Genomic DNA, 12,344 nt, shown 5'->3' with positions numbered 1-12,344 from the left:
GTTTTAAATTTTATAAGCCCGCTCTTAGACCAAATGAAAATGTTTTTAATGGTGACAAATTCCCAAATTCCGGGTCAACATTATGTTTGTCCGCTTTCCACAGTACGCCCAAATTAGTGGCATACATTATAACCTCCAGTCTTTTTAGATGCCACTTGTTTTCTAATGACTTTATTTGATAACTAAGATTGATGTCCTGTAAACGTATGTTATCCCCCTTTGAAATCAGTACTTCGGACTGTGGATAGAAAAAGCCGTCTCGATTGGTATTGAGCGGATATACCATTGATGGCACTTGGGTTGTTTTTTCATCGCCCGGCTTTTGCCATCTTAAATTGTAATCCGAATTGAAGCCTGTACCATTATAAAGTGCAGTATAAAACACACTATTTCTTTTAAAGAAGAAACCCAACTTATAGCTGATATTGAATGACAGGCTTAACCCTTTCCATGAAAACGTATTTCTTAGGGAACCAAAATGAGTAGGTGTAGCCGAACCGTAATAAATTAGTTCTTCGGGTGTGGTTTCATTGCGTATGGCAGCGTAATCTTTGCTTACATTGCCATGCAAATATCCCATAGGGTCACCCGTTTCGGGGTCAAGACCAGCCCATTGAAGCGCAAAAATGGAGTACACAGGTTTTCCAATAATGGGCGAAATTATTTGACCTCCGTTAAGATAGTTGTTAAGGTCATTAGTTTGTGATAAGTATTCAGTCACTTTGGTCTTTACGAAACTGTATAGAAAATCAGTTCGCCATTGGAGGGCTTTTTGGATATTAATACTATGCAATTGTATATCTAAACCCTTACCCGTCATAGATGCTGAATTTCCAAGATAATTGAACGTGCTTGTGACTGGATTTATCGCTCCGGTTGTTTGGTCAATGGGCATATACCCGATAAGGTCAGTGTTTTTCTTACGATAATATTCCAACGTTCCGCTCAACCTTTGTCCTTTTAGAGCAAAGTCAAGCCCTACGTTAAATTGCCCGTTTTTCTCCCACCTAAGATTTTCATTTGGTGGATTGCGTAAATCCCCAAAAGGGATATTAATGATTGGGTTATTAACGCTGCTATTGTATCGCATTATTGGAAGCGCAGAAACGTTCCTATTCAGGTTGCCACTAAAGCCATAGGTTGCCCGTAGCTTTAACAGGTCAAGCCAGCTAATATTTAAAAACCGCTCGTTGGTAAGAAACCAACTACCGCCAACAGACCAAAGCGGGGTAAATTTTTGATTGCTCCTTACGCCGAACAAATTAGAACCATCTTGCCTTGCGCTAACGTTTAAATTATATCGGTTGTCAAAAGTATAAGCCCAATTGGTATAAAGAGACACAAACCTATCGTTTAATTCGGAAGGGGAATTGATGTACGGTATTTTAGAAATTCCTCCGTTGGGACTGTATAAAGGATATTCTACATCATAATTTACGCCCGCTACTGTTAAAATATCCGCATTGTAACCAAATTGCTGTGATAGTGTTGAAGTGGTAGTAGCTTGTCGTGCTTCTGCTCCTGCAAGTCCTGTTAGTTGATGTTTATTCCAAGTTTTGGAATAATTTAACTGCAAGCGCAGGGATTGCGACGTAAGGCTACTTGCTGTTTCGTCTAAAATATCTCCCAATGGTACAGGGCGGTACAATTCCTCATTAGTACCTATTTGCGTATAGGTGTTTATCATGTTACGGGTATAATAAGAAGCCATGCTATGTAAGTCCTTACCCGTTCCCTGCGCATTTTCATACTGATATTTTAGTTCTGCATTCAGTCCCTTGCCAATGTTGTAATTAAGCCCTGTATTTATAAGGATGCTGTTTGTTGTTTGCTTATTATTGACAAGGTTTATCTCGTCCAATGGGCGGTACGTCCAATCTAACAAGCCCTTTTGCTCTGTTTCCTGTAAATATTGGGAGCGAAAGTATCTATCTATCGGTAACGCATTTCCGTTGTCGTCCGCAAAGCGGGCATAAGGATATATGGATGAAAAATTTGTAGTTCTTCCGGCTTCATTTAAAGTGTGGGTAAATAATAGCGCAGCATCCAAACTTAATTTTTGGGAAAGTTTGATGTTATTATCGGAGCGGAGACTATACCGTTTATATTTTCCATCTGTGGTACTAATGTTATCATCGTAGCCACCCGATAGGTAATAGCTTGTTCTATCATTCTGTCCGCTAACATTTAACGAATACTGTTGGTTTATTCCTTTCCGATAAACGTATTTATTCAACTCACGGCGAATATCATATTGTTCCAATTGGTTTAGACCTTGTTGCAAATCAGCATCACTAATAAGTCCGTTCTTATGCTGGTACATCAACTCCACTGCGGGGGATAAAGGAACGTAACCTAACTGCTCATTGGCATCGTAAAAGTTATTCCCAAATAGCATTTTTTCTACCCCAATATAATCCGCAGAAGACATATAAGGCAGTTGCATCATATCCGGCTTTTGGACTAAGGTCATATTGCTGTTAAAAGATATGGTAGTCGGCTGGTTACGTTTGGCTTTCTTGGTGGTAATTACAATTACACCATTTCCTGCTCTTACGCCCCATATAGATGCTGCCGTAGCATCTTTTAGAATGGTAATATCTTCTATATCGTTTGGATTGATGTTATTAATATCTCCCTCATAAGGAAAGTTGTTTAATATGATTAGTGGTTGCCTGTCAGAAAAGATTGTGCTTAACCCACGAATGCTTATTTCTCGTGTACCTCCGAGTGCCCTGTTATCAAACATGACCGAACTGGCTATACCATCTAATCTGCTCAATACATCGGTAGAAATTTGACGGTTAAAAAGTTGGTTGTCTATATGGTCAAATGACCCTGTGGCTCTTTCTTTGGGTATTTTCTGAATACCCGTAGAAACCACTACTTCGCTTAACGTATTACTTGCTGAATGCAGGTAAATTGTTAACGGTTGTCGTGGCGCCGTATTGAGTGTAAAAGTTGTATCTTTTAATCCAACATAGCTAATACCAACGATTAATGGAAAGCTGACATTTAACGCCTGAAAATTTCCCTCATCATCGCTGTACACGACCTTTTCCTGCCCGTTATTGGATAATCTAATCGTTGCGCCTGCTATTGGCAGCCCATTATCATTGTGAATGACCTTGCCCTGAACATTCGTTGAGTTTTGCGCTAAAGTGGTTAACGCTGAAAACAGTAATAGTATAATAGTAATTGTTCTGTTCATGGATGTTATTATGGTTTATAGTTCAGAAATGACAAATAAGTCCAGCAATCTTTCGTCTTCCACTACGGCTACACCAAATGGTTTTAGTTTTTCGTTGATGGATTTAATGTCGTTGGTATTTGGGGGAATGTTCGGGATTGCTATTTTCTGTCCCGCAAAATCATTTATAAATGGCGGTTGATGTATGTCTCTATTGGTTTTGTTTACCCATGCAGAAAGGTATTGCAATCCGTTTTCGGGCTTGTCGGAAACAAGTGTTGTTTTCCCAATAATCTTAATGGCATGGCATTTTGTATTACGCTTTTCCATGCGCCCGTTTATACCGAAATAAAAATTAAGGTCTGCCTGTATTTTTTGCGATGCGTATTTTAATGCGGATAATGGTGCAATCCATTCGTAGCAATACAAATCATGCAAAAATCTTTTCTCTGCTATGTATGGGGCTTCTTGTGTTTCTAATTTCACCCTGTTGTTGGGCAAAGTGTCTAAGGCTTTAAAAGCAAGTGAATAGATAGTTTGAATTGTGGCATTCGTAGCGATTGTCCGAAAGGTGCTATCTGCTTCATTAACTCTTGGCTTGGTAACATTTGAAGATATGCCGTCTATACTTGTTGTAATGATGCTGCGATTAAGAAAAAAACTCTCATTAGCACCGTTGTTATTTAGCAATAGCGGTTGAGTTCTGTCGTATGTTAGGTTATCTTGCTTTTGTTTTATAGTGCTTTGCTGTCCAGCCAAAGCCAATGTTATATTTTCCTTTGTAACATCGGACGAATACGTAAAGGCATATACCTTTCCTGATTGGTCAATCCATACCTCATGCGGCAGCATGGTATAAGGAAAGATGGATTTATAAACCGTGTCTTCAACAACGGAAAAAAGGTTGAGTGATGATAATATGCTGTTCCTTTTCAAAAAGCCTAAGATGTCTTTTGTTTTTTGGTCGGTAATTGGCAATATGACTGCATCTTTTTTTATCTCCTTTTCTAATTGGTGCAGTCTTGGCAAAGCTGCGACACAGGTTCCGCACCACGTACTCCAAAAATCCAGTATTATCAGCTTGCCTTTGTAATCGGCAAGGGTAACGGTCTGCTTGCCCTGCGGGTGGTTTACTACCTGCAAAGGGGCATTCCAAAGCGCATCGGGAATTTGGTCGCCTATGGCAAGTGCTTTTGATTGTTGGGATAAAGATGCCGGGGCAGGTGTCTGTGCCAACACCCGTTGCCCGGCTACTAAACCTATGAAACAAAAAAGAATTATAAAACACCTGCCGCCCGTTACCAGTATCGGGCATTGGCAGGCTATAAAAGATATTATCCTGTTACGAATTGGTTTATTCGCCATTGGTCATTTACGTTAAGGTTATGGAAAAAGTAAAATGCTTCGTGTATGATTGCTGAATTGCTACACGGGCTTTTTTATAATGACACGTAGGCTAAACTTTTTTGAGAAGAACAACACGATACATTCTGCCAATTTTATTAAAGATTGGAGAAAATATTTATTATCATTGTTTGTAAATCTTCTCATAATGAGGTAATGGATTTTCCGCTCAATATCGTTAGATAGCACGGCCTACAAAAGAATTTTTAGTTGTCTTTTATGTATTTTTGGTTGTCTTTTATTACATTTACGCTATCAAATGCAGTAGAAATATGGAAGAGAAAGAAAATGTAGAGGTTCTCGAAACATTGGAAGAGAACCATCAGGGTAGAAATGCGCAGCGCATACGCATTTATTTGGGTATCAAACAGGAGGTTCTTGCCAGCGAATTGGGGTTATCTCAACCGCAGGTATCAGAAATTGAGCGGCAAGCTGTTATTGAACCGGAGGTTTTAAACAGGATAGCCATTGTCTTGGGCGTTACGCCTGACCTGATTAAAAAGTTTGATGTTGAAAGAGCAATCTACAATATCAATAGCTATAAAGACACAACAATTAACGGCAATAATAATGGTAGTGGTACTGCTCATCAAAGCATCAACCCATTAGATAAAGTGGTTGAATTATACGAACGCTTATTGCAAAGTGAGCGTGAGAAATTAGAATTATTTTTGAGCCACAAAAATCAACAGTAACAAAATAAAATATGGAAAAAGAGAAAGATACCGTGTATATGGAGGGTAATAAGCACATGGGTATAAAAATCGGCAGTGCAAGGCGATTGGTTGGTATTACGCAAAAGGATTTGGCAGACCGCATGGGCGTAACCAAACAGGCAGTTTCTAAACTGGAACAAACCGAAAATGTAGACGATGAGCGATTGGAAAAAGTGGCTATTGCACTTGGTGTGAGCATTGAGGGTTTAAAGAAATTTGACGTTGGACAGGTGCTTTACCACACTAACAATTTTTATGAGAAAGTTGAACCGACAAATGGTGCTATGGTTGGTACTGTAACAATTGAACACAATCATCAATTTTCAATAGAGCAGGCAACAAAGTTGTTTGAGGAATTATTGAAAATGGAGCGACAGCATTTTCAAAATGCACAAGGCAATAAATAACTAAAGTAAAATGGCAAACGAGCAATTCAACGGTTTACAAAATACGCCATTCGGCGAGCCGGATAATCGAATAGACTTTAAGGCTGAAGCGAGTACCCGGTACGCTATGGAAAGCGAAAACTTTGTATTTGTAATTACCGTTGAAGTAAATAAGCACAACCAAATAAGCCCATTCTTTGGCATACAGCCCAAAGCGATTACCAAAATGGGGACGTTTAAGACACACAACTTTAAAAAAATTGCTCCACAGGATTGCGAATTGACAATAATGCTTATACCATCCCTTAAACAACCGTTTTGGAATGTAGCAAAAGGTAGTGCGGCGAATAAAAAAGTAGCCCTTGATATATTTGCATTCTTAGAAAGAGAAGTTGTACCAATTATAAATATCTACGCAAATGACCCTGACCTGTTTGATGCGATAGAGCCATCAGACCTTAGCGACAAAAATATGATGCACGAAAAGCTGTACGGGATGCACCCGGCTGGTATGCCGAGCCGTACCGCATGGATGCTGGCAATGTACTACGAAAATACCGACCTTGCCCGTGCAAAAGCCTTTGCCCGTTACGGACTGGAGAACTTGGGTGCGCCTACTATCAAAATCACACCGGAGATACAAAAGATGTTGGATGAGGGTTTAGTATATGGAAGTGTTTTTGGGAGCGACCCCGAAGAAGATACCTTTTTTGGGATTGATGATATGAAACGGATTGATAAAATGGAATTGAATTAACGCCAATTTTATAGGCTACTTAAAGAGCCGGGTGACGATGAATTTTAATTATTGGGTAGGCTAAATAGGGCGATGGTTGTTAAAAAGTAAAAGCGGATCTGCAAAGTCCGCTTTTTACTTTTAAGGCTGTTTATCATCTTGTTCGTCCATCTTTTTCATAAGGGCATCCCGGAGGGCGTCAAGAAACTTGGTGCGGTTAATCTTCCGGTTTCTTATTTCGAGATAGGTATGGTAAAAGTTGCCCAAATCCACATTAAAAACAGTCTCGAAATATTCGGCTATCAGCCGAATATCGGTATTGCCATTGTCAAAATCACCATGAGAATGCAGCGAATAAATAAGTTCAATAAGCGCAGCTTTGCTGCCTGTCCAATTAAGCCCGTCAGCAAAAGGCTGTTTTATCAATAGCAGTTTATTTACAGAATGAAGCTGGTCTTCGATATAGCACTGTACCAAATCGTTTGCCATTATCTTGGCTACCTTGTAATCGTGGGAGGTAGAAAATGTTTGGTCTGATTGGAGATAGTACGTATCTAACCACAGCTTAATATCGTGCTTTCCCCGTAAGAACAGCTTGTCGTCAAGATAGGTATTGTTGCTACGGTAGTACTTGTAAAAATCAAGATTTTCATCAAAAAACCTTTTTAGCTTTTTCAGCTCTTTATTAAGGTGCTTCCTGATTGGCTTTGCTCCGTAAGGCTTTTTAGTTTCGATTTTGTAGATGGCATTGTAGTAAATCAGTTTTGCAACGATAACTGGCTTCTGAAATTTGAAAAAACGTATTTCGTCACTTTGGGTTCTAAACCCCTTTTGTAAGACCTGTTCCCTAAGTTCTGATAAGGAACTAATGATGAGGTGTATTATAGCCTCCATAAGTTCTACTGAACAATCGGTCTTATTTTCCAATTCGATGATTGCTGTCTCCAGTTTAAGCAACGCTTCGTTATAATATTTTTCCATAGCATTTAGATTAACGTTAAAAACCAATATGAGTAAAGTCCCATTTCACTATTACTATATGCTCACCTGGACAAATGCTATTCTTCTTTAGAAAAGGCTTTTGCACCGTTGTTGGTATCGCTCAAATAATTAATCAGAGCCTGTACCGTAGTAGTTTCCAAATCACTTTTATTGCTGCCGTACTTGTCGGGAACACCTTGTTGGGTGATGTAAGCTGTCTTGTACATTTTCTTTTTATCCAATCGGACGCCTTTATGGTAGATTTCCTCTATTCGGTGACCACAAGGATTTTCAATATGATATTTGACCTCTAACCCGATATGTCTCTTGCAATAGCCGCCCATTTGCTGCATCGGGTTAGCAGAAAAGGTGCGCTCAAAGTTTTCTTCAAGCATGTCGATAATTTCCTGTCCGGTCATATCTGCCATAGAAATGACAGGGTTCATCGGAACCATATTGTATAAATCCATGATGGAAATGTTGCCTTTATCAATCGGGCTGCCATAACGCCAGCCATTTGAAAAGGCTATCTCAACCCCAGCAGCTTTGCTGATAGCAGCCAGTAAGAGGTCGTCCATCGAAGATGAAAAGGTAGAATACCTGTGTAATATTTTATCAGTTGTGCCTACAATCTGCTTTTGCAGAGTTCGGTACGAAGCCATAGCCCCATTTACCAACTGCTCCATTTCCGGATTGCTGTCAATATCTTCGGTAACTTCTATAAGTTTATATTGGTGAGCAATTTTTCCGCCCTCGATGGTCAGTTTCAGATGACCGACAAAGGACCCGTGGCAACCGCACTGGATGACGATGGTGTCATTTACTTTTACGGGTTCATAAATTCTATTGTGCGTGTGTGCGCTAAGGCAAACGTCTATGCCGTTGGTCTGCTTCAGCAATTCTAAATCCTGCGGATACCCATTGTGCGAAAGCAGGATAACAAGCGATGCGCCCAGGTCTTTGACTTCCCTTACATAGCGGTCTATTTCCTTTAAACCATCGGTCACGTAAATACCCTCGGTGAATGGTTTACCCATTGTTTTATCAATGATATTGGCGCAGATGCCAATTACAGCTACTTTCTGCCCGCCAACTTCTATCATGGTGTAAGGTTCAAGAAAAAGCGTACCGTTTTCTTTAAACACGTTGATGGCTAATACAGGGTAATTCAAATGCTTATCCAAAGCCAACAGGTGTTGGGGCGTATAGGCAAAGTCCCAATGCCCGACCATTGCGCTTAAACCCAATTTGTTTAAAATGGGAAGTAAAATCTCACCCTTAGAAGATACTACGGGCAGTGTGCCGTGAAAGGTATCGCCACCGTCAAAAAACAGGGTGTTTTCACTCTCGTTTTTTATTTGCTCGAAAATAGAAGCAATCTTAGCATATCCTCCAGCCGCTTTTATATATTCTCCATCCTTACCGTAAAATAATTCGGGATGGGGTTCGAGGTAACCGTGTACGTCATTTATAAATCCGATTGATAATTCCATATTATGAAAATTTAAAAGTTTGTACTTATTGAATTAAGGATGAACTACCGCCCAGCCCTCGTATTGTCTTAAAATAATTTCTCCGTTACCGCTCGGAACGTAATGCACAAAATCAAACAATTCTTTCTTTTCTATTTTTCGTTCCTCCAGTGTTTTTGAGCATTGGGCAAATACTACCCCCTTATCTTTTAGCGCAGCAAGTAACTCGTAATAGGCATTTTTTTTCTTGTACATTTCCACACCGTCCGAAAATGCAATTACTTCTATATGCAGTTTGCCTTTGAGCCGTTCGTCACTCAATACATTATTGATATTGCGTAGTATGCCTCTTATTTTTTTATCATCTGCTTCATTAAGGATATAAAGCGCATCGTAATGTTTCTTATGGGCTTTTGCAGGTTCAAAAATTATCTCTGTTTTCTGTTGTTGAGCCAATACGCTAAAGGAGGTTAGGCACAATAGCATAAGGAGCAAGCTGTTTAATTTTTTCATGTTTAAGGTTTTAAATTGTTATTCATTTATTAATTCTTCCATTTGCTGTACAAATTTTTCCGATGCGTAATTGGCAAATCCGGTATGATGCAATCTTACTTTCCCGTTTTTATCCAACACAACGGTAGTGGGCAGTGCGCCGGAATAAATTTCTTCCGGGATGAAGCCACTGGACTGATACATGGGAACTGAAAACTTTTCTTTATCTAAATACGCCTTTCCGGTAGCTGGGTCGTTATCCTGATTGATAGTCAGGAAAAATACGTTCGGATTGTCTTTGAACTTAGCATAAAGTGCTTCAATAGATGGAAATTCAGCCCGGCATGGCGGACACCACGAAGCCCAAAAATTGATAAATACGACCTTGCCTCTTAATGATGAAGTATTTTGAGCACTTCCTTTACCGTCTGAAAAATCAAAATCTGTGTTAACCTGGTTCGCTGCTCCGGCATCTTTTTTATCCATACTTGCATTAAAAAGTCCTGTTGCCATTAACTGCCGCAGCATAAATGATTTAGCATCCGGGCTGATAATGAGTATTCCCAAAATAGCTACCATGATTATGGTAAACGCATTCTTTTTTATATACCGCCAATATTTATTGGCAGGTGGTTTATTCTTTGAAACCTCTTTATTGTTTAACATAATTGCCGTTTTTATGGATTAATTGCTTTCGACCAATTCATTCAGGGCTTTGATTATATCAGGGCTATTATAATCCCTGCCGCCCTCCATACGGGCTATCATATCTCCGCTCTTGTCAAGAATTACCGTAGTGGGAATAGAACCACCTAAATAGTCGGATGGTATTTCACTTGCAGGAACATACACTGGCAAATCGTATTTCTTTTCTTTCATAAAGGCGGTGGACTTTTGGATGTCGTTATCCACGTCCACCATCAGGAACACGATATCGTCATTGCCTTTGTACGATTTTTTCAGCTCGTTGATAGAAGGCATTTCGTGAATGCAGGGCGGACACCATGTCGCCCAAAAGTTGATGAAAACCACCTTGCCTTTTAAGGAACTTAATGCTACGGTTTTCCCGGCTTCATCCTTAAAGGTGATGCCCGCTGTTGTTGCAACAAGAGCTTCCTTTTCTGCCACTTCTCCAGTCGGAGCATTTACGTCCGCTGCCGTGTTTTCCTTGTTCCTATCCGTGTTACCACACGCTGCCAATGATAGGGCTGTGATAATGAAAATCCCGGAGCGAACCGCCAAATTTTTAAATTGCATTTTCATATTGAATAATTTTACTGTTATCTAATCTTTTTATTCTTGTATTTGTCTATCGCCGATTGAAGAAAGCTGTAATAGCTTTTCGGGTCGTAATCCGCTCCGATGGGATTTACCAATATTTCTTCGCTGGCAGGGTCTAAAAGCACATAGTAAGGCTGTGAATTGGAGTTGTATTTACTTGCCTGAAAATCGCTCCATTTATTACCTATACTGCGGATATTTTTGCCACTGAATGCCGATACAAATTGTTCTGATTGTGGCAAGGCTGTTTTGTCGTCAACATATAGCTGTATAATGACGAGTTCTTCGTTCAATAGTCTTAGCACGTCTTTATCAGACCATACCGAGGCTTCCATCTTGCGGCAGTTCACACAGGCGTGTCCTGTAAAATCGAGCATCACGGGCTTACCTGCTTCTTTCGCATATTCCAACCCCTGGTCATAATCAAAGAATACATTGAGGTTTAGTGGAGCATGGAATATGTCGCCATATTTTCGTGGTTCGTTGTGCGTGGATTGCTTTGCCAGCGTGCCGCCCAAAGAAGATGTGTACAAATCAAAATCCTGCGTTGCCTGCGGAGGCAAAAACGCTGAAATGGATTTGAGGGGTGCGCCCCACAGCCCCGGAACCATGTATAGGGTAAAGGCGAGTACCACCATTGACAGCACCATTCTTGGCAGGCTTATATTTATCGCAGGGCTGTCGCCGGGAAAGCGCAGCTTACCCAATAAGTAAAAGCCTAAATAACCGAAAATGATAATCCACAGTGCTAAAAATACCTCCCTGTCAAACCAATTCCAATGATAGGCAAGGTCAACATTACTTAAAAACTTTAATGCAAGAGCCAGTTCCAAAAAGCCGAGCGTAATCTTTACGCTGTTGAGCCAGCCACCCGAAGACGGCAGACTTTTTAAAAGGCTTGGGAACATAGCAAAGAGCGTAAACGGGATTGCCAATGCCAGCGCAAATCCGAGCATCCCAATAGCGGGACCTAAAAGCTCACCCATTGTAGCAGCCTGCACCAGCAAGGTTCCGATAATCGGACCCGTGCAGGAAAACGACACGACCGCTAATGTTGCTGCCATAAAGAATAGCCCCAACAATCCGCCACGGTCTGCCTTACTGTCTAATTTATTGGCAAGTGAGGCAGGTAATGAGATTTCAAAAGCACCGAAAAATGAAAAGGCGAATACGACTAAAAGCAGGAAGAAAGCGAAATTAAATATTCCGTTTGTGGACAGGCTATTGAGCGCATCAGCGCCGAAAATTACTGTAATCAGGATGCCCAATAATACATAAATAAGTATAATGGACAACCCGTATATCATAGCCTGCATGACCGCTTTACCTTTGGTGTGTGCGCTTTTGGTAAAGAAACTTACAGTCAAGGGCAGCATCGGGAAAATGCAAGGCATTAGCAATGCTGCAAACCCGCCGATGAAACCCGCAATGAATATTGCCCATAATGAACTCTTATCGGCTGGGGCATCCTTTTTTTGTATTGCTGCCCCATCTTCATTTACAACCGAAGTTTGCGGATCTGCGGATGCTGCAAGACTGTCCTGCTGGTCAGGTGGCTGCTCCGTAATGTCCGTAAACTCCACATCATCAAACGATACAAGGCTGTCAGTCTGCGCATGGGCAGTAACAGCCATCAATCCGGTAAGGATTAGTATCGTAAGTATTTTTGTTATTAATCTCATAGTT

At 40.5% G+C, this 12,344-nt stretch carries 11 protein-coding genes; 3 read left to right on the top strand and 8 right to left on the bottom strand.

Translation table 11 applies throughout. From position 1 onward, the window contains the following. Nucleotides 1-10: 10 nt before the first annotated feature. Nucleotides 11-3,211 (bottom strand): SusC/RagA family TonB-linked outer membrane protein, encoded by a 3,201-nt coding sequence (locus MKS83_RS15820; protein WP_223711860.1) that lies wholly within the window; start codon nt 3,209-3,211, stop codon nt 11-13. Between the two features lie 15 nt (nt 3,212-3,226). Further along, the gene (locus tag MKS83_RS15815; RefSeq protein ID WP_223711861.1) at nt 3,227-4,555 is read right to left on the bottom strand and encodes a TlpA family protein disulfide reductase; all 1,329 of its coding nucleotides are present in this window, start codon (nt 4,553-4,555) and stop codon (nt 3,227-3,229) included. Between the two features lie 311 nt (nt 4,556-4,866). Between MKS83_RS15815 and MKS83_RS15810 the strand changes: the two genes are divergently transcribed. Genes MKS83_RS15810 through MKS83_RS15800 form a run of 3 tightly spaced genes read left to right on the top strand, consistent with a single transcriptional unit; the run spans nt 4,867 to nt 6,453 of the window. Continuing rightward, nucleotides 4,867-5,289, top strand: coding sequence for a helix-turn-helix domain-containing protein (locus MKS83_RS15810; RefSeq protein WP_223711862.1), 423 nt, complete (start codon nt 4,867-4,869; stop codon nt 5,287-5,289). 11 nt (nt 5,290-5,300) lie between these two features. Beyond that, entirely contained in the window at nt 5,301-5,717 is a 417-nt protein-coding gene (locus MKS83_RS15805; RefSeq protein ID WP_223711863.1) for a helix-turn-helix domain-containing protein, read from the top strand. 10 nt (nt 5,718-5,727) lie between these two features. Further along, nucleotides 5,728-6,453, top strand: coding sequence for a hypothetical protein (locus MKS83_RS15800; RefSeq protein ID WP_223711864.1), 726 nt, complete (start codon nt 5,728-5,730; stop codon nt 6,451-6,453). Nucleotides 6,454-6,573: 120 nt separating this feature from the next. On the opposite strand, the gene MKS83_RS15795 is transcribed toward MKS83_RS15800, so the two are convergent. The 6 genes from MKS83_RS15795 to MKS83_RS15770 form a co-directional block, all read right to left on the bottom strand. Then, a complete protein-coding gene (locus tag MKS83_RS15795; RefSeq protein ID WP_223711865.1) occupies nt 6,574-7,413 on the bottom strand; it encodes an RteC domain-containing protein in 840 nt (279 codons plus the stop codon). A 77-nt stretch (nt 7,414-7,490) separates the two neighbouring features. Next, entirely contained in the window at nt 7,491-8,906 is a 1,416-nt protein-coding gene (locus tag MKS83_RS15790; protein ID WP_223711866.1) for a bifunctional metallophosphatase/5'-nucleotidase, read from the bottom strand. 33 nt (nt 8,907-8,939) lie between these two features. After that, nucleotides 8,940-9,398, bottom strand: a complete 459-nt coding sequence (locus MKS83_RS15785) for a DsrE family protein (protein ID WP_223711867.1) — start codon at nt 9,396-9,398, stop codon at nt 8,940-8,942. 18 nt (nt 9,399-9,416) lie between these two features. Beyond that, nucleotides 9,417-10,043, bottom strand: coding sequence for a TlpA family protein disulfide reductase (locus MKS83_RS15780; RefSeq protein ID WP_223711868.1), 627 nt, complete (start codon nt 10,041-10,043; stop codon nt 9,417-9,419). Nucleotides 10,044-10,061: 18 nt separating this feature from the next. Continuing rightward, nucleotides 10,062-10,640 (bottom strand): TlpA family protein disulfide reductase, encoded by a 579-nt coding sequence (locus MKS83_RS15775; protein WP_223711869.1) that lies wholly within the window; start codon nt 10,638-10,640, stop codon nt 10,062-10,064. A gap of 17 nt (nt 10,641-10,657) precedes the next feature. Then, complete coding sequence (locus MKS83_RS15770) at nt 10,658-12,340, bottom strand: protein-disulfide reductase DsbD family protein (protein ID WP_223711870.1); 1,683 nt, start codon at nt 12,338-12,340, stop codon at nt 10,658-10,660. Nucleotides 12,341-12,344 lie beyond the last annotated feature (4 nt).

The organism is Chryseobacterium sp. Y16C, from assembly GCF_022488405.1.
Taxonomy (GTDB): Bacteria; Bacteroidota; Bacteroidia; order Flavobacteriales; family Weeksellaceae; genus Chryseobacterium; species Chryseobacterium geocarposphaerae.
This window is presented reverse-complemented; position numbering and strand designations above follow the sequence as displayed.